The sequence below is a fragment of the Paraburkholderia madseniana genome (assembly GCF_009690905.1).
Classification (GTDB): domain Bacteria; phylum Pseudomonadota; class Gammaproteobacteria; order Burkholderiales; family Burkholderiaceae; genus Paraburkholderia; species Paraburkholderia madseniana.
Genome location: NZ_VOSW01000048.1, coordinates 1 through 17,956, shown reverse-complemented (window position 1 = coordinate 17,956; position 17,956 = coordinate 1). Strand labels below are relative to the sequence as shown.

At 61.2% G+C, this 17,956-nt stretch carries 14 protein-coding genes and 1 pseudogene; all 15 read left to right on the top strand.

What is annotated here, in order from left to right; translation table 11 throughout:
* The first annotated feature begins 3 nt into the window (after positions 1-3).
* Positions 4-279 (top strand): hypothetical protein, encoded by a 276-nt coding sequence (locus FSO04_RS24165; protein ID WP_154563192.1) that lies wholly within the window; start codon positions 4-6, stop codon positions 277-279.
* A 4-nt stretch (positions 280-283) separates the two neighbouring features.
* A complete protein-coding gene (locus FSO04_RS24160) occupies positions 284-2,515 on the top strand; it encodes an HlyD family secretion protein (RefSeq protein ID WP_154563190.1) in 2,232 nt (743 codons plus the stop codon).
* Positions 2,516-2,675: 160 nt separating this feature from the next.
* Entirely contained in the window at positions 2,676-2,930 is a 255-nt protein-coding gene (locus tag FSO04_RS24155) for a zinc ribbon domain-containing protein (protein ID WP_154563188.1), read from the top strand.
* A 533-nt stretch (positions 2,931-3,463) separates the two neighbouring features.
* The gene (locus tag FSO04_RS24150; RefSeq protein WP_154563186.1) at positions 3,464-4,510 is read left to right on the top strand and encodes a hypothetical protein; all 1,047 of its coding nucleotides are present in this window, start codon (positions 3,464-3,466) and stop codon (positions 4,508-4,510) included.
* Positions 4,511-4,528: 18 nt separating this feature from the next.
* Positions 4,529-5,518, top strand: a complete 990-nt coding sequence (locus FSO04_RS24145) for a phage major capsid protein (RefSeq protein WP_154563184.1) — start codon at positions 4,529-4,531, stop codon at positions 5,516-5,518.
* A gap of 11 nt (positions 5,519-5,529) precedes the next feature.
* The gene (locus tag FSO04_RS24140; RefSeq protein ID WP_154563182.1) at positions 5,530-6,114 is read left to right on the top strand and encodes a hypothetical protein; all 585 of its coding nucleotides are present in this window, start codon (positions 5,530-5,532) and stop codon (positions 6,112-6,114) included.
* Positions 6,115-6,174: 60 nt separating this feature from the next.
* The gene (locus tag FSO04_RS24135; protein WP_154563180.1) at positions 6,175-6,777 is read left to right on the top strand and encodes a DUF4349 domain-containing protein; all 603 of its coding nucleotides are present in this window, start codon (positions 6,175-6,177) and stop codon (positions 6,775-6,777) included.
* Positions 6,778-6,780: 3 nt separating this feature from the next.
* Positions 6,781-7,725: a phage adaptor protein gene (locus FSO04_RS24130; protein ID WP_154563178.1), complete on the top strand. Its 945-nt coding sequence runs from the start codon at positions 6,781-6,783 to the stop codon at positions 7,723-7,725.
* A complete protein-coding gene (locus FSO04_RS24125) occupies positions 7,715-9,928 on the top strand; it encodes a hypothetical protein (protein WP_154563176.1) in 2,214 nt (737 codons plus the stop codon). Before FSO04_RS24130 ends, FSO04_RS24125 begins: the two co-directional genes overlap by 11 nt.
* A gap of 131 nt (positions 9,929-10,059) precedes the next feature.
* Positions 10,060-10,509 carry a GNAT family N-acetyltransferase gene (locus FSO04_RS24120; RefSeq protein ID WP_154563174.1) on the top strand — a complete coding sequence of 150 codons (450 nt, stop codon included), beginning with the start codon at positions 10,060-10,062 and terminating at the stop codon, positions 10,507-10,509.
* Entirely contained in the window at positions 10,484-11,671 is a 1,188-nt protein-coding gene (locus FSO04_RS24115) for a tail fiber domain-containing protein (protein ID WP_168435811.1), read from the top strand. Before FSO04_RS24120 ends, FSO04_RS24115 begins: the two co-directional genes overlap by 26 nt.
* Position 11,672: 1 nt before the next feature.
* Complete coding sequence (locus FSO04_RS24110; RefSeq protein WP_154563172.1) at positions 11,673-12,689, top strand: hypothetical protein; 1,017 nt, start codon at positions 11,673-11,675, stop codon at positions 12,687-12,689.
* A gap of 1 nt (position 12,690) precedes the next feature.
* A complete protein-coding gene (locus FSO04_RS24105; RefSeq protein WP_154563171.1) occupies positions 12,691-14,661 on the top strand; it encodes a hypothetical protein in 1,971 nt (656 codons plus the stop codon).
* On the top strand, positions 14,658-16,799 hold the full coding sequence (locus tag FSO04_RS24100; RefSeq protein ID WP_154563169.1) for a hypothetical protein: 2,142 nt from the start codon (positions 14,658-14,660) through the stop codon (positions 16,797-16,799). Before FSO04_RS24105 ends, FSO04_RS24100 begins: the two co-directional genes overlap by 4 nt.
* Before the next feature lie 74 nt (positions 16,800-16,873).
* Positions 16,874-17,956, top strand: a pseudogene (locus FSO04_RS24095) (hypothetical protein); the annotation flags it as partial.

Genomic DNA, 17,956 nt, shown 5'->3' with positions numbered 1-17,956 from the left:
GCCATGAACCACAACACAGCAGGCTTCACCTACAAGCAGATCTCGGCCTCGGGCAATATCTGTGGCATCGACGGCATCCTCGGCGGCATCTTCGTGAGCTCCACCACGGCGGGCACGGTCACAATCTATGACGATCCGGCGACCGGCACCGCGACGAAGATCGTCGATACGGTGACGCTCGCGATCGGCTGGAATCCGATGCCCTTCGCCTTCGCGCAAGGCCTGAACATCGTGGTCGGCGGCACACTGTCGGCCACTGTCGGTTTCATCTCGGGCTGAAATCATGACTGAAGCGCGCGCGCAGGGCGATACCGCACTCGCCACCGATAACACCGTGGTCCGCTGGATCAAGGAAATCGAGCTATACGAGTCGAAGGCAGACGCATGGGAGACCAAATCGAAAAAGATCCTGCGCCGCTACAAGGATGAACGCAACGCGCGCGAGGGCAAGGAAAGCCGGTATAACGTGCTGTGGTCAAATATCCAGACGCTGCTGCCCGCACTCTATTCGAAGAATCCGAAGCCGGATTTTCAGCGCCGCTTTCTCGATGCCGATCCGGTAGGCCGGGTGACATGCCAGATTCTGGAGCGCGCGACCAGTTTCACGCTCGACAAGGAAGATTTCTTCCTGACCGCGCGGCAATGCGTGACCGATCGTCTGCTACCGGGTCGCGGCACGGTCTGGATCCGCTATGTGCCGCACTTTGCCGAAGGTGGCGAGGGTATGCTCGGCAATGAAGGGCCGGAAATCGATGACGACGCAAAGGCCAATGAAGCGCCTGATGTGCCGCAGGAGGCATCCAGCGGCGAGCCGATCACTGATGTGGAATACGAAGAAATCGACATTGACTATGTGCACTGGTCGGACTTCGGCCATACGATCGCCCGCACGTGGCAGGAAGTGCGCGCAGTATGGCGCATCTGCTATCTGACGCGCGATGAACTGGTGAAGCGCTTCGGGCCTGACAAAGGCAAGCGCGTGCCGCTCGACTACAAGCCGGAGGATCTGAAGGGGCAGGAAGTCACCGAGTATCAGCAGAAGGCGCGCATCTACGAGATTTGGGACAAGACCACGAAGAAGGTGATCTGGCTCAGTCGCGGCATGATGATGGAGCCGCTCGATGTTCGCGACGATATGCTCGGGCTCGAAGACTTCTTCCCGTGCCCGCGCCCGATGCTGCCGAACCACGCGAACGATACGGTTATCCCGGTGCCTGATTACGCGATGTATCAGGATCAGGCGAACTCTCTGGATGATCTGACCTCCCGCTGCAAGCTACTGTCGGATGCGCTGCGCGTCGCAGGCTGCTATGACTCGACGGTGCCGGGCCTCGGGCAGATCCTGGCCGGCGGCTATGACAATCGGCTGGTCGCGGTGGATGCGTGGGCAGCGTTCGCTGAGAAGGGCGGCATGGCGGGTGCGATCGCCTTTATCCCGATGAAGGAGATCGCCGAGACACTGCTCTCGCTCTACGATACGCGCGAGAAGGTTAAGCAGGACCTCTACGAGATCACCGGCATGGCCGATATCATCCGCGGCTCGACCGACCCGGATGAGACGTATGGTGCGCAGAAGATCAAGTCGAACTGGGCCTCTATCCGCCTGGTGGATATGCAAGCCGAGGTTCAGCGCTTCGCTCGCGATGTAGTTGTGCTGGTGGCCGAGGTGCTTGCAAACCAGTTCGATATCAAGACGCTCGCCGAGATCTCAGGTTATCCGCTGATGACCGCGCAGGAGAAGGAACTTGCGCAGATGATCCAGCAACTGGGCGGCGAGCTTCCGGACGATATGGAAAAGCCGTTCAGCGAGCCTACGTGGGAAGAAATCGACAAGCTTCTGCGCGATTCGAACATGCGACATTTCCGGCTCGATATCGAGACAGACTCGACACTCAAGATGGATCAGATGCAGGAGAAGCAGGACCGCACCGAGTTTCTGACGGCGGTTGGCAATTTCCTGAAGTCTGCCGAGGGCGCAGATCCGGCGCTAATGCCCCTGCTCGGCCAGATGCTCATGTTTGCTGTGCGTGCCTTCCCGGTTGGCAAGCAGATGGAGGCATGCCTGCAGGAGACGGTCGACGCGCTTGAGAAGCGGGCCAAGCAGGCGCAGAGCAATCCGCCGCCGAACCCGGCTCAGGTCAAGGCGCAAGCCGATATCCAGATTGCGCAGGCCAAGAATCAGAGCGATATGCAGCAGAATCTCGCCGAGATCGCTGCGCGCGCCAAGGCAGATGAGCAGGAACGCCAGGCGCAGATGCAGGCCGACGCCGCGAGCCGTCAGGCGCAGATGATCGCCGACCAGGCTGAATTACGCATGAAAGGCCAGCTCGAAGCAATGAAAGCGCAGCAGGACGCGCATCTTGAGCAGCAACGCATGATGTTCGAAGGCGCCATGAAGCAGATGCTGGCGCGCATTGATGCCGCGACCAAGATCGAGGTCGCGGAGATCGCGGCCGGCGCAACGCTCGATGCCGCCGAGATCAGCGCGGCCAATGCTGCAACCTCGGGGGAATGACGTGCCAATTTACACGTACCGCTGCACCATCTGCGATCACGATCGACACGAGTTTCGCAAGATCGCGGAGCGGGACCGCGCGCCTAAATGCGACAGAGAAACGGTCCCGGAAGATCTTGGCGAAGATGAGGAAAGCATGCAGTGGACATGTGGCCATGAAATGCGGCGCATCATCGAAGCCCCCATGGTGACGCCCGATATCGGCGCTTACCAAGCCGTCGCGATCGATGTAGCCACCGGTAAGCCGCCCGTCATCAATAGCCGCAGTGCACACCGCGAATTCCTTCAGCGCAATGGCTATACCGAGGTCGGCAACGAGCGCATCGGTCGTAAGCCGGGCGAAGTGCGCGGCGATTTCAATCTGCGCAAGGAACTGACCGAGGCCACGCGCGAAGTCCTGAGGAAGAAATCATGATCGGAGCATTTCTGCCGCGCCTTGTCGCGCTCCTGCATCAAACGCAGATTCAGGCGCAGCAGCGTGCGCTACAGCAGGCACAAGCTGCCCAGCAGCCTCCGGGTGGTGCCCCCGGTGCTCCGCCTGCTCCGATGCCGCCGCAGGGCATGCCACCGAGATAGAAAGAGAGTGGCTCGGTTGGTAAGGCCGAGCCTGCCAGGGCGCTTACTCTCACGACTGGCGACTGAATCGACTATGCCCCTTGTGGCTATTGCGGCGCCACGCCAAATCCCGGTGTCTTTTCGGTTGGGTCAATCGCCATGCGTGAGAGGAGAGTGGCCGGTGCTGATCTCCGGCATGCGGCGCCGCTATCGAAACGGCATCACGGTTGGGCCGTATCTACCATTGAATTAGCCGCTGCGTCCCCTTATCGCTTCCGCTCATGGGCTGCTGATGCATCAGCCTGCATATTCACTCTCGCCCATAGTATAGACGTTGCCCCACAAATTGCCGCTGCCTAGCATCTACCGCATGCAAATAAGCGGGGATGCGCGATGACGGTCGAAAGCGGTCAGGTTGGCGAAACGGGTGAAATCGGGCAGACGGCAGAACTGTCACTGCGCGAGGAACTGGCGAAGAATCTGGCCGATCTGAAGGGCGATACGGTTGACAATGACGCCGGTAAGGTTGACATAACCGAGTCAAAGGTTGACAAAGCCGCCGAGACGATTGACCCGCAGAAGACCGGTGACGCCGCTGAATCCAAGACCGCGCCGACCGAAGTAGCGCCAGCGACCGACCAGAAGGCCAAGGCCCCGCAATCATGGTCCGCTACCGAAAAAGCGCATTGGGACAAGATCCCGGCTGAAGTCCAGGCCGTCATTGCCCGGCGCGAAGAAGAAGCCCACCGCGGTATCACCGCGCTTGGTCAGGATGCAGCCCTCGGCAAGAAGCTGAAGGATGTCATCAATCCCTATCTCCCGATGATCCGCGCAGAAGGCGGCGACGAAGCCGGCGCGGTTCGGGATCTACTCCAGACTGCCTACATCCTGCGCACCGCAAACGCCGAACAGAAGATTGGCGTTATCCGGCACATCGCAGGACAGTTTGGAGTGGATTTATCTGTCGCTGCGCAAGGCGCGCAACAAGTGAACCCTGAGCTGCAATCACTCCGTCAGGAGCTTGCACAGATCAAGGGGCATTTTGCTACCGCCGAGCAGCAGCAACATCAGCAAGTACAGGGGCAGGCTCAAGCCGTCATCGATGCCTTCGTTGCAGATCCAAAGAACGAGTTCTACGAGCAGGTGAAGCCGCTGATGGCCCATCTCCTGATCGGCGGACAGGCCAAGGATATGCAAGAGGCGTACGACATGGCGTGCCATGCGAACCCTGATGTTCGTTCCACAATTCTGACCCGCCAGACGGCGGAAGCAGAGGCGAAGCGAGCAGCCGACGCGAAAGCGAAAGCTGATGCAAAGCGTAAGGCAGCAGGATCGATTAGCGGATCACCGGCCGGCACCGTGTCGACCACGACCACCGCGAACCAGAACCTCTCCCTGCGCGATGAACTGCGGCAAGCAATGCGAGCCGCGACCTCGTAACCCTTTGGGAGCACCATCATGGGCCTGCAAAATCCGTCGAGCACCCTCACGGAAATTGTCACGACCACGCTTCGCAACCGCACCGGGAAGCTGGCCGACAACATCACGAAGAACAACGCTCTGTTGTTCCGCCTCCGCAAACGCGGCAACGTCAAGACCGTCTCCGGCGGTCGCACCATCGTTCAGGAACTCGAATATGCCGAAAACGGCACGTTCAAGCGCTATAGCGGTTATGAAGCGCTGAACATTTCGCCGTCCGATGTGTTCACCGGCGCGGAATTCAACTACGCGCAGGCAGCGGTCGCGGTCTCGATCTCCGGTCTGGAACAGCTTCAGAACACCGGCGAAGAAGCCATCATCGACCTGCTCGAATCGCGTATCAAGAACGCGGAAAAGACGCTGGTCAACAATATCGCGCTCGACTGCTATTCGGACGGTACGGCGGATGGCGGTCGGCAGATTGGCGGCCTTGCGTTGCTGGTGTCGAATACGCCGACCACCGGCGTTGTGGGCGGTATCGACGCTTCGACGACTGTCGGCACATTCTGGCGCAACCTGAAGTTCTCGGGTGTGACAGATGGCGGCGGCGCGACCACTTCGGCGAACATCCAGTCCTACATGAACCGTCTGTATGTGCAGCTCGTGCGCCAGACGGACAAGCCGGATCTGATCATTGCCGACAACAACTATTTCCGGCTGTATCTGGAATCGTTGCAGGCCATCCAGCGCATCACCTCGAATGAAATGGGCGAAGCGGGCTTCGACTCGCTGAAGTACATGAATTCGGATGTGGTGCTCGACGGTGGCTTCGGTGGCGGCGCACCGACCAGCACGATGTATTTCATGAACACGGATTACATCTACTTCCGCCCGCACGTGGATCGCAACTTCGCCCCGATCGGTGACGACCGGTACGCCGTCAACCAGGACGCGATGGTAAAGCTGGTGGGGTTCGCCGGCAATATGACCGTTTCGAATCGCCGCCTGCAAGGTGTCTTCATCGCCTAAGGAGAATCGACATGTCTTTCATTGCATATGACCCGATTCTCGGCGTCGTCAAGCTGACCGATATCGACCTGGTCGGTCCCGGTCCTCTCAATCTCGTAAATGGCACTGGCGCTGGTCGTCAGTCGTTCAGTTTCGAAATCATCCGCGGCTATGACGCGAACGGACTGGGCGGCGGCGAATTCGTGTTCGCGCAGTTCAGCGGCACGATCGCCGCCGGCACGGTCTGTCAGTTCAACCAGTCGCTCACCAGCGGCCAGATCATCAACGCCGCAGCAGCATGGGCAGGCACCGCCAACAGCGGCGATGTGATCGGCGTGGCTCTTTCGGCCGGCACTATCGGTCAGTGGGGCTGGTTCCAGGTCAGCGGCAACGCGATTGCGACCTGTCAGGGTGCGCCGGTTGCAGGCAACCCGGTCTACTGGCAGGCAGCGGGCGTTGTCAGCCCGACGCTGGTTGCCGGTAAGCAGTTGCTCGGTGCGAAGTTCGCCACGGCTCCCGCCGTGACGCTTGGCACCGGTTCGAATGCTGTTGTGTTGTCGGCTACGCAGGCAGTCCTGCTGCTAGATCGCTGCACGGCACAGTCGAATATTACGTAATCCTCGCAGCACCTTCAGGGGCTTCGGCCCCTGCTTTTTCCCTTCTGGAGACTCATCACCATGGATTTCGCACAGGCCCGCATCGTCGAGAGTGGAAACCAGCTTCATGTGACGCACGGCGACGATAGCCGTCTGTATGTCGAATTCACCATGGAGGCGATCCATCAGACCTTCGAGTCGGAGAAAGAAGGGCGCCCGATTTTCAAGGACATTCCGCATATCCGCATTCACTTCCCCGGTGATCGCACGAAGCAGATTTTCCGCCCGGTGAAGTTCGAGGACGACTACCAGGGGCCGGCTGATCCGCGCCGCTTCCCGAATCAATGGCGCGCGTTCGATGCGCAGCAGGAGCAGGTCCAGACCGGCACGCCGATCGAGCATTGGGGTCCGCTGACCAAATCGCAGGCGATGGAATTCAAGGCCATGCATATCCATACCGTCGAGCAGCTGGCCGGCGTGTCGGATGCGAATCTCGGCTGGCTCGGCGCGCGCGAACTGCGCGACAAGGCGATTTCATGGCTCGCGCAGGCGGAAAGTGGCAAGGAGGCGCTCCGTCTGCAGGGTGAGCTTGAAAAGCGCGACGCCGATATCGAGGAACTCCGCCGCCAGGTGAAAGAGCTTGCATCGCTCGCGCAAGGCGGCAGCGAAAAGCCGAAGAAATAAGCCATGACCCAGCCCCTTACCTCTCTCAACCAGAAGACCATTCTGCGGATCGTGCAGGAGGTAATGGGCGACTTCGGCTTGCCGCAACCAACTCAGGTAGTTGGCAACACTGACAAGACGGTCTCGCAGCTTCTCATCCATGCCACACGTGTGGGTGAGGATCTGGCGGCGCGCGGCAGCATGAACGATGGATGGCCGGTCATGCGCAAGGAATACACGTTCAACCTGGTCGGCTATGGCGGCTATTCCGGCAATGTGACCGCCGGTTCGAACGTCATCACCGGCATGCCGTCAACCACCAATATCGCTATTGGCATGGTCGGCACCAGCACCGCGACGCCCTATGGCGTGACCGTGACCGGCGTGACCGCGAATAGTGTGACGCTTGATCAGCCAGCGCTGAGTACGCAGAATGGCGCGCTGTTCTCGTTCGGCAATGAGAGTTACGCGATTCCGGCCGATGCGGACCACTTCATCCAGCAAACCGGATGGGACCGCTCGTTCCGCTGGCAACTGGTGGGGCCGCTCTCGGCGCAGGAATGGCAGGTGCTCAAGTCCGGTATCAGTCCGACAGGCCCTCGGTTGCGCTACCGCATCATGGACGGTCTGATCTTCGTCAACCCGGTGCCGGCGTCGCTCGACAACCTGGTGATGGAATACTACTCGACTGGCTGGTGTCAGTCGGCCACCGGCACGCCGCAGACGTCATGGGCGGCCGATACCGATACGCCCGTCCTGCAGGACAGGCTCTTTACGCTCGGCATTATCGCGCGCTTCCTGAACCGCAAGGGCTTCGATTCGACCTCGGCGCAGCGCGAGTATGACGACGCGGTTGAGGCGGCGATTGGGCGCGCGGGTGGGTCTCGCGTGCTGCCGATCAACGCGCGCGCCGAGCCGCCGATCCTGATCGGCTCCGCCAATCTGCCGGACACGGGTTATGGCTCGTAGGCCCGTCAACCGGGCGCCGCGCCTCCAGACCGAAACCCTCCCGCCTCCCGTTGGCGGTCTCAATACGCTTGATGCGGTGGCGAACATGCCGCCGACCGATGCCGTCATTCTCGACAACTATTTCCCGGGCACCGCTGACGTTCCGTTGCGCAATGGCTTCCAGACGTGGGGCTCGGGCCTGTCGAATGTCGAGACGCTCGCCGTCTATACGTCCGGCACGACCAGGAAAATGTTCGCGGTCTCGAAGGGCAAGGTCTATGACGTGTCCGCGAATCAGGCTGTCGGCAATGGCAATGTGGTCGCCGAAGGCCCCTATCTGAGCGGCGCGCAGTTCACCGGCGGCGTCACGACAACTCTCCCCCTGTCGCAGACCTATGCGTCGAGCGCTGGCGTGCTGGTGCATTTCGATGATGTGTATCAGGGCTTCGACCAGTATTCGATCGTCGGCACGAACATCGTTTTCACGTCGCCTATCCCGGTTGGCGTCAATCAGGTCTATATCGAGAGCATCCCGGCGCTCGCCGCGAATATCACCGCAGAAGGCCCCTTTACTGGCGTCGGCGGTCAGACCTCGATCAACCTGTCGCAGGTCTATGGCGGCACGATCAACCTGATCGTCTATTTCGATGGCACCTATCAGGGACCGGATCAGTATTCGCTGGCTGGCAAGGTGCTAACCTTTACCGCGGCGATTCCGGCTTTCGTCTCGAAGGTCTATGTCATCGCGGTCTCGATCGGCAACATCGCGCAGGAAGGGCCATTTACTGGCGTGAGCGGGCAGACGACCCTGACGCTATCGCAGACCTATGCGGCCTCCGCAAACCTGCTAATTCACTTCGACGGCGGATTCCAGGGCCCTGACACATACAGCATTGCTGGCACAACGCTCACCTTCACGGCTGCGATTCCGGCCGGCGTCGGCAAGGTCTATATCATCGCGCTCGGCTCGTCGCTGGTCTCGGGCCTGACGAACTCGCGCTGGCAGTATGTGAACTTCAGCAATGCAGGCGCCCATTTCCTTGTCATGTGCAATGGCGTCGATCCGGTGCTTCTGTACAACGGCACCGCATGGCAGCAGGTTACGCAGTCCTCGACGCCCATTGCAATTACTGGCGTCGATCCAACTACCTTCGCGAGCGTGAATGTCTTCGCGCAGCGGCTATGGTTTGCCAAGCTGAATAGCACGCAGGCGTGGTATCTGCCAATTGGTCAGGTGGGCGGCGCAGCCAATGTGCTGGATATCGGCTCTGAGCTGACGCTTGGCGGCTTCCTCGCCGGCATGGCGACATGGAATATCGATGACTCGGCGGGTCTGAATCCGTATCTCGTGCTGATCAGTTCAGTCGGCGAAGCGGTCGTCTATCAGGGCTCCGATCCGTCGCAGGCGAATGCCTTCGGGATCTCCGCGCACTTCCGCATTGGTGCGCCGACCGGGCGCCGCTTCTATGAGAAGTATGGTTCCGATATCGTGTTCATCGGTGCAGACGGTCTGACGCCGCTCAGCAAGGCATTGCTCAGCGATCGTTCCGAGCGCAACGAAACGCTCACGCGCAAGATCAGTCCCAGCGTGACCGCAGACGTAGCCGCCTATGGCGCGCACTTCGGCTGGCAGGTGATCCTCTATCCGGACGGCAACAAGCTGCTCGTGAATGTGCCGACCGCAGAGGATACGACCTCCTACCAGTACGTCATGAACACGCTGACGAACGCATGGTGCCGCTTCACCGGCTGGAATTCGACGTGCTTTGCCTATTACAACAGCGGCCTGTATTTCGGCGGCCCGAATGGCGTTGCACAGGCTGATGTGGGCAACGATGACGGCGGGAATGCGATCAATGCGGATATCAAGCCGGCCTTCAATTACTTCGGCCAGCGCGGCATGCAGAAGTACTTCAAGATGGTCAAGCCGGTATTTCTGGCGAACTCGCCATTCACGCTGCAGATGGATCTGTCGGTCGATTTCAATAACACGCTGCCGACCTCGACGCCGGGTTTCTCGCAGGGCTTCTCGACACCGTGGGATACAACGCCATGGGACCGTGTTCCGTGGAATGGCGCGCAGATTATCCAGTCCGACTGGGAGTCGATCGACGGTATCGGTTATGCCGCGACCTATCGCATGAGAACGCAGACGAAGGGCATTGCCTATTCGATCGAGTCGGCAACCTTCCTGTTTGAACCGCAGAACGAACTTACGCTCTAGTTTCCCGCTGCCTATACTCGGCGGCAGATTTTCCATCTTCATGCATGCGGGTCTCACGACTCCTGTAAAAGGTGCGCAAAGCAGAATGCGCGCCTCCAGTGCAGCCAGCTTTGCGCATCGGGAAACCACCGATGAAACGCATTATCTGGCACCAACCCGAACGAATCATGCTCTTCGTCGCCGAGCGCACCGGCGAGGAATCCTATGGACGCGATTACACCGCGATCGGGCTTGAGCAGGACAGCAGGCTCGTTGCGGGCGTGCTGTTCACCAACTACACGAAGGCCGCGATCCTGATGCACGTGGCTTCTGATGGCTCGCGTCACTGGATGACGCCAGCCTTTCTCGCTGCCGCCTTCCGCTATCCCTTCATTCAACTCGGCTGCCGCCGCGTAACGGGCCTTGTGCGCCTGGATAACGAGGCGGCCATGCACTTCGACGAGCACCTCGGTTTCCGGCGCGAAGGCGTCCTGCGCGAAGGCGCGACCGATGGCTGCGATATGGTCATTTACGGCATGCTCAGGAATGAATGCCGCTTCCTAGGGGAGAGGCTGCGTGCGGCACTTGAACGAATTTCCTGATCTGCCGGCGCTCGGCTTTCAGCGAGCCTTTGGCAAGAATCGTCCCGCGACGCTTGAAGGCGGCAAGGGCGGCAGCGCGCCGAGCGCTCCCAATCCTTATACGGTCGCAGGCGCTACGACGCAGACCAATGAGAATACGGCCGCCTTCAACAAGGCGATCAATCTCAATAACTACTCGAATCCGTTCGGCTCGCAGCAATCGAACGAGGTCGGCACCGATCCCTCCACCGGCGCCCCGATCTACCAGACGACCATCGGTGCAAGCGCGCCGTTGCAGGGCCTCATCAATAACGCGATGGGTGCCGCCGGCAACTCGACCGGGCAGACGCAAAGCTCAATCTATGGGCTGGGTGGCGTCAATTCGCAATTGGCGGCCCTCGGCTCGCAGATCAATCCGCAGGCCGCACAGGACGCCAATACGCAGGGGCGCGAGGCCGCCTATGCCGCACAGACGCAATATCTCGATCCGCAGTTCAAGCAGGGGCAATCAAGTCTTGAGTCGCAGCTTGCCAATCAGGGCCTCACGCCCGGTTCTCAGGCTTACGACAATGCGATGACGAATTTCAACAATTCGAAGCAGCAGGCCTATAGCAATGCGGCGAATCAGTCGACGCTCACAGGTGCGCAGATCGGCTCGCAGATGCTGAACAATAATCTCGCGGCGGTGGGCGAGCAGGGCAATTTGCTGAATCAGCAGGGCACGAACTACGGACAGCAGGCCTCGCTCGCGCAACTTCCGTATTCGCAATTGCAGAGCCTCGCTGGCCTTGTGCCAGGCAACACCGGCACCGCGCAGTCTGCCGCGAATCCGGCGAATATCGCGCAGGCTTTCCAGAACCAGTATCAAGGCCAGCTCAACGCCTACAACGCGAGCACTGGCGCGTCGAACTCGACCAAGAGCGGCCTGTTTGGTCTCGGCGCCGCGGCTATGCCGATGATGTCGAGCATGATGTCAGACCGCCGTCTGAAGACCGATATCGAAGCGATTGGCCCGCTGAAAGATGGCGTGAATTTCTACCGCTATCGCTATGTGTGGGATGAGCCGGGCACCGAGCGTCACGGCGTGATGGCCGATGAGGTCAGGCGCGTCGATCCGCAGGCGGTCATTCGCACGTCAAGCGGCTTCGATGCGGTGAACTACGAACGCTTGCTGGGAGACTGATGTGTCCTGGCTCTTTGGCAACACTCTCTCAAGCGGCAACCAGGATTCGCCTGTCGGCTATGCCGGCGAGCATATCCAGCGCTGGACCGATCCGCTTTCATGGATCTCGGGCGGCAAATGGGCCGACTTCACATCGCGCACGATTCCGGACGCAACGAACCGCGTGCTGGAGCCGATTGCGAAGCCGCTTAACGAGGTCGATCAGACTATCAATCCGCTGCGCAAGATCCCGATGGTGAACAACGTCGCGAATCTCAGCGCGGCGAAGCCCGGTGATTCGATTGGCCTTGCGATCGGCTCGGCTTTCTCGGGCGGCGCGCTCGCGGGCGCACTCGGCGGTGCCGAAGGTGGGGGCGCTGGAGCAGCGGCAGGCGCGGCCGGCGGCGCCGGTGCTGGAGCCGGTGCAGCGGGAGGCGCAGGAGGCGGCCTGTCGAGCCTGTTCGGTCTTGGCGGCGGCCTCGGTGCCGACGTTGGCGGCGGTGCTGGCGCAACCGGACTCGGCGGATTCTTCGGCGGTGCGGGCTCGCTCGGCGATGCTGGCCTGACAGGAACGGTCTCAGCCGGCGGCTCCGGACTCGGTAGCGTCATGGGTGGCGCGGATATGGGCGGCGCGCTGGGCTCGGCGCCCACCGGTCTGTTCAGTGGCCTGACGCCGGGCGGTGGCATGACTGGCACCGCGAGTGGTGCGCTCGGCGGTGGCATTTCTGGCGAGACGGCGGGCCTCTCGAACATCGGGGGCGCCTCGATGGGCGGCCTGAACATGGGCGGCCTGACGGACTTCGCGCAGCAGATCCTGAAACAGCAAAGCCAACTCGCGGGGCAGCGCGCCAACCAGGCGAACCAACAGGATCAGCAGGGCAACTCGCAGAACAGCGCGGGACCGCCGCCGACTGCAATCCTCCTGCCCCCCAGCTATATGCCGAGTCGCCAGGCTGTATCGCAGACGCCGCAGCAATCGCTACTCGGTCACCTGATGCTTCAGCAGATGGGCGGTTACGGCCCTTACGGAGGCTATTGAAATGCCGACGAATCAAACCGGCCTCGGGATGAGCCCAATGCTGGCGCTTCTGCCGCCGGATCAGCAGCAAAGCCTGATGCAGTTGCAGCAGCAACAGGCTATCGGGCAGGCGCTCCTTCAGCAGGGTCTCGCGCCGATCGACACGAGCAGCCGGCAGGTGGGCGGCATGGGCTATCGCATCAGTCCGCTCGAAGGTCTCGCCAAGATGGCGAACATGTATGTCGGCAACAAGATCTCGCGCGATTCGATGGGGCAGCAGGCGCAGATCATGGGGCAGATGTATGGGAACGCCTTCGGGCAGGATCAGCAGCAGCCGGTCGCGCAATCTGCGCCACCGGTTGCTTCTGGTGCTGACAGTGGCGGACTTACTGGGCCGACTGCTGGCATGGGTGGCATGCAAGGCACACCGAGTCCTCAGCAACTCGGCGCGATGCTTCAGCAGAATGGCGTTGCAACGCCGACGCAGACCGTAACAAGGCCCGGTACTTTCTCGATTCCAGGCATGACGGCGGCCGAGTCCAGGCAGCTTTACATGATGGCGCCCGAAGAATATGCGAAGGCGCGCATGGGATTTCTGACGCCCACCGATGCTACGCGGATGGCGCTTGCGGCGCATATGGATCCGGTGGCGGCGAATGCGGCAGCGCTGTTCAAGAATAACTATGTGGCGCCGAATCAGGGCACGCCTGGCACTATCGCGCGTGATCCGCGCACCAATCAGCCGATGTACTACTCGCCGAATGTGCCGGCCAATGGGCAGCCAGTCTTTGATGCGAGCGGGAATCTCGCAGGCGTGGGCGCGCTGGCGGGTGCGAATGAACTGATGGGCGCGCAGAAAGCTGCGGAGACGGCCGGCGAGGGCAGCCAATTGCCATTCACAAGCGGCGTCGACGCTTCGGGTAACCCGCTGCCAGTCATGAGCCGCACGCAGGCTGCTACCGGCTCAGTTCCACTCCCATTGCGCAATAACAATCCGGGTGCGGTATCACCGGGCGGCGCCGTCGCGAAATATCCGGATATGCAAACCGGCGTGCAGGCGATGGATCAGAACCTCGCGAGCTATGCGAAAGATCCGAAAGTCAAGACGGTTGGAGATGCGATCACGAAATGGGTCGGCTCGCCAGCTAATGCACCGGCCTATATCAAGGATGTGACCTCTCGCCTCGGCATCCCCGCCAACCAGAAGGTCGATCTCACCAATCCCGCCGAACGTCTCGCGCTGTCGGCGGCGATTATGCTGCACGAGAACGGACCGGGCGCTGTGTTTGGCGGCAGCGGTGCGCCACAAGCGCAAGGCGCGGCACCGGCGGCAGGAGGGGCAATCTATGCGGCCCCGCCGATGGGTGCGCAGGCCAACGCCACTACTAACGCGACTAATCTGCAAAATGAAATGTCGAAGAAATGGACAGATCTGAATGCGGCAAATCAGCAAGCGCAGATTACGACTTCCTATCTGCAAAACATCAAATCGCTCGCGGCAAAGGCCAATCTCGGACAGATGAGCGACAAATTGGGCTATGCAAATAGCCTGCTTGCGCTCGCCGGCAGTCCGCAGGCGCAGGACGCGGTAACGGCAAATAATCTGCTCGACAAATACCAGAACCAGATCATTTCCCGGCTCGGTCAGGGCGGCATGGGAACGGACTCGGCGCGCTCGATTCTTGAATCTGCCTATCCGGGACGCAAGATGGATATGGCGGCGATTGGCGAGGCCTCCGATAACCTCGTCGGCGTCAATTCTCTGACGCAGGCCAAAGCTCGCCTGATGGCGCCGTTGCGCAATGCCGGTAATCCGCAGGCCTATAACACTACGGAGCTTCAGTTCGACCAGAACGCCGATCCGCGCATCTTCCAGTATGCGAATATCAAAGATCCGGTTGCGCGCTCGGCATTCGCCAAGAGCCTGATGCAGCAGGACCCGAAGATCGTCACGAAGATCCAGGCGCTTCAGAGCCTCGGAGCACTGCAATGACCGATCTGGCCGCCCAGTTCCTGGCTGATGCGAGCGCTACGCCGGCAGGTGCGGGTTCGGCTGCGCCAGCATCGGGCGCGACCGGTCTTGCGGCACAGTTCCTCGCTGATGCGGCGGCTCCAGTCCCGGCGTCGGCAGCGGGCGCTTCGGGAGGCGCAGCATCGCCATCCGCTGCCGGGCAACTCGCGCGTCAGGTGGGACTAACCGCGCGTGCAGGCGCAACGGGCATAACCGCACTCCCGGCGATGATTGGCGATGCGCTGAATACCGGCGTCAATCTCGCGAGTCATGGCATCAATTCGCTGGCGGGGACGCATATCCCTGATCTGCAGATGCCTTCACAGGTCATCCAGAAAGGCGAGAATGCGGTCGGCCTGCCGCAGCCGGCGAATTCCACCGAGCGCGTCGTGCAAGATGCCGCAAGCGCGATGGCATCTACCGCAGCCTCGCGCGGATTAGGGCGCGTCTTGACGGGTGCCTCATCGCCCATCATTTCCGCTATCGGGAATAGTTTGCGAGCCGCCCCTGGGATGCAGATCATGGGTTCGGCAGGCGCGGGCGCAGGATCAGGCGCTGCGCGTGAGCTCGGACTCGGCCCAGGTTGGCAGATCGGCGCGGCACTCCTCGGTGGAACCGCCGGAGTGGGCGCTGGATCGCTCGGCACCGCAGGTATTCGCGCGCTCACCCCGCGTTCGATTAGCGTCCCTCCGATCACGCCGGCCGCGGCCGCATCGCTGGCCGATTCGGGCGTCGATCAGGCTATCAATGAACTGGGTCCACAAGCGCGGCTCTCCTATGCGCCCGAAGCCTCCATGACCGGCCCGATAGACCCGAACAACCCGGGCGCAATGCTATCGCCCGCAAAGCAGCAGGTAGCCGCGGCGATCCAGCAGAACCCGGGCCTCAATGCCGCCGCAGCGCTGCGCAATCAGGACTTTCAGGCACTCGGTATGCAGCCGACGCTCGGAATGATTACGCGCGATCCGACGCAATATGCGCTTGAGCAGAATATGCGCGGTATAGCAGGCGTGGGCGAGCCGCTGACGAATCGCTTCAATCAGCTAAATACGCAACTTCAGCAGGCGCTCTATGGTCTCGCCGGCAATCCTGCTGATACATTCCAGGCCGGCTCCGCGCTGACGGGCTCGCTGAAAGCCATCGACGATGGAATGCGCCAGAACGTCACCGAAGCCTATGCCGCGGCGCGCGCATCGAGCGGGAAGAATCTGGATGTGCCGCTGACTGGTCTCGCGCAGGACTATGCGCAGGTGCTGAATAACTTCGGCGACAAGGTGCCAAGCGGCGTGCGCAACAACTTCAACCAACTCGGGCTGATGGGCGGCACGCAGCAGAAGACGTTTTCAATCGAGAACGCCGAAAATCTGCTGAAGGTCATCAACTCGAATCAGAGTAATGACCCGGCGACGAACGCCGCGCTCGGCACGCTGCGCAATAGCGTCAAAAATGCAATTCTGTCCGCCGACGATCAGGGCGGCGTCTATGCGCCGGCCCGCGCGCTTGCCAAGCAGCGATTTGATCTTCAGGAACAGATTCCGGCATTGGAAGCGGCCGCATCCGGCACGATCAACCCGGACGACTTCGTTCGCAAGTTCGTCATTGGCGGCAAGACAGATCAGGTCAGCGCAATGGCGAATCTGTTGCGCTCGCAGGATCCGGCCGCATTCACCGAGGCACGCAACCAGATCGGTGCGCAGCTCGCGCTGAAGGGATTCGGGAACAACGTCGCAGGGGATGCGCCGTTCAAGCCGGCGGGCTACGCGCAGCAGATGCAGGCGTTCGGGCCGACAAAGCTAGGTGCGTTCTACACGCCGGATGAGATCAATCAACTCAATGCGATTGGGCGTGTGGGCTCGTATATGAACGCGTTCCCTTCGTCGGCGCCGGTCAACACCTCGAATACTGCTTCGGCACTCGGTTCGATGGTCGGACAGGGCGTCAAGCGGATTCCGTATGTCGGCGGTCTGATCGAGAACGCGCAGAACCGCGCGCTGGTCAATCGCGCGCTCGCGGCGCGGCTATCAGATGCGGCGCAGCAGCCGGTTAATTCCCCGACGCAGAACGCCCTGGGAGCGCTGCTGTTGCAGCAGGCGCCACGTGCGCCAGGCCCGAACCGATGACTTCAGGATCAGGTAAATGACCACACACATCATTGGCGCAAGCGCGGTTATTGAATTTTGCATAGGGGTTCGCAATGCCTTTTAACGGAAACGGCAGTTTTACGACTGTCTATAACTGGCAGACCGATGCAGCGAACGGCCTGAATATCAGTTCCTCGCGCATGCAGGGGCAGGATGCCGACTTCGCAGCGGGCCTGTCCATCTGCCTGACAAAGGACGGTCAGCAGCAGGCCGCGGCCAATATCCCGATGGGCGGCTTCACGCTCACGAATATCGCAAACGCCATCGCGCAGAAGCAGCCGATCTCGGTGCAGGACTTCCAGAATGGTACTCCTACCTGGCTCGGCACCGTCAGCGGAACCGATACGATCACCGGCGCAGCGAACATTGCGCCCGCGGCCTATGCGAAAGGGCAGAAATTCCGGGGCATCACGGCGGGTGCGAATGCTACCAACGCGGTGACGCTGAACGTCAATGGCCTCGGCGCGGTACCGGTCGTCAAGAATGGATCGGCCGCGCTGGCGCCGGGGGACCTCGCCAACGGGCAGGTTTTCGAGGTCACGTATGACGGCACGAATTTGCAGCTCACCAGCACCAATTTCGGCCATGGCGCTCTGGTCAATATCCAGCTGATTACCGCGACCGGCACCTATACGCCAACGCCCGGCGCGACGAATGGCTTTGCATGGGTGCAGGGGGATGGCGGCGCTGGCGGCGGTTCGCAGGCGACGGCGTCAGGCAATGTTTCCGGCGGCAGCGGTGGCTCGGGCGGCACGTTCGCAATTGTTCGTTTGCCGACGCTGGCGAGCACGCCTGTGACGATTGGCTCGGGCGGCACGGGCGTTACGGGCGCCGCGGGCAATGCGGGCACCGGAACTTCGCTCGGGACCATCTGTGTTTGCCCTGGCGGTCCGGGCGGGAATGCTGGGGTAACAACGGGCGGCAGCGGCGGCAGCGCCGACGTTGGAGCGCCCCCTGCCGCCCCATCTGCCGCTCCAACCGGCACCGGAAATATTATTTTCGTGCGCCGCGGTAGCCCCGGCACAGCCGGTCTCAATCTGCTCAATTCGCTGGGCGGCAATGGGGGCGATAGCTTCTGGGGTGCGGGTGGAAACGGCATCTCGAATGGTCTCGGGGGAGCGGGGCAGTTATATGGC

Coding starts and splice junctions, on each gene's coding strand:
- FSO04_RS24145 (WP_154563184.1), top strand. CDS start 4,529: ATGGGCCTGCAAAATCCGTCGAGCACCCTCACGGAAATTGTCACGACC.
- FSO04_RS24120 (WP_154563174.1), top strand. CDS start 10,060: ATGAAACGCATTATCTGGCACCAACCCGAACGAATCATGCTCTTCGTC.
- FSO04_RS24135 (WP_154563180.1), top strand. CDS start 6,175: ATGGATTTCGCACAGGCCCGCATCGTCGAGAGTGGAAACCAGCTTCAT.
- FSO04_RS24130 (WP_154563178.1), top strand. CDS start 6,781: ATGACCCAGCCCCTTACCTCTCTCAACCAGAAGACCATTCTGCGGATC.
- FSO04_RS24125 (WP_154563176.1), top strand. CDS start 7,715: ATGGCTCGTAGGCCCGTCAACCGGGCGCCGCGCCTCCAGACCGAAACC.
- FSO04_RS24165 (WP_154563192.1), top strand. CDS start 4: ATGAACCACAACACAGCAGGCTTCACCTACAAGCAGATCTCGGCCTCG.
- FSO04_RS24100 (WP_154563169.1), top strand. CDS start 14,658: ATGACCGATCTGGCCGCCCAGTTCCTGGCTGATGCGAGCGCTACGCCG.
- FSO04_RS24105 (WP_154563171.1), top strand. CDS start 12,691: ATGCCGACGAATCAAACCGGCCTCGGGATGAGCCCAATGCTGGCGCTT.
- FSO04_RS24155 (WP_154563188.1), top strand. CDS start 2,676: ATGCGGCGCATCATCGAAGCCCCCATGGTGACGCCCGATATCGGCGCT.
- FSO04_RS24160 (WP_154563190.1), top strand. CDS start 284: ATGACTGAAGCGCGCGCGCAGGGCGATACCGCACTCGCCACCGATAAC.
- FSO04_RS24140 (WP_154563182.1), top strand. CDS start 5,530: ATGTCTTTCATTGCATATGACCCGATTCTCGGCGTCGTCAAGCTGACC.
- FSO04_RS24150 (WP_154563186.1), top strand. CDS start 3,464: ATGACGGTCGAAAGCGGTCAGGTTGGCGAAACGGGTGAAATCGGGCAG.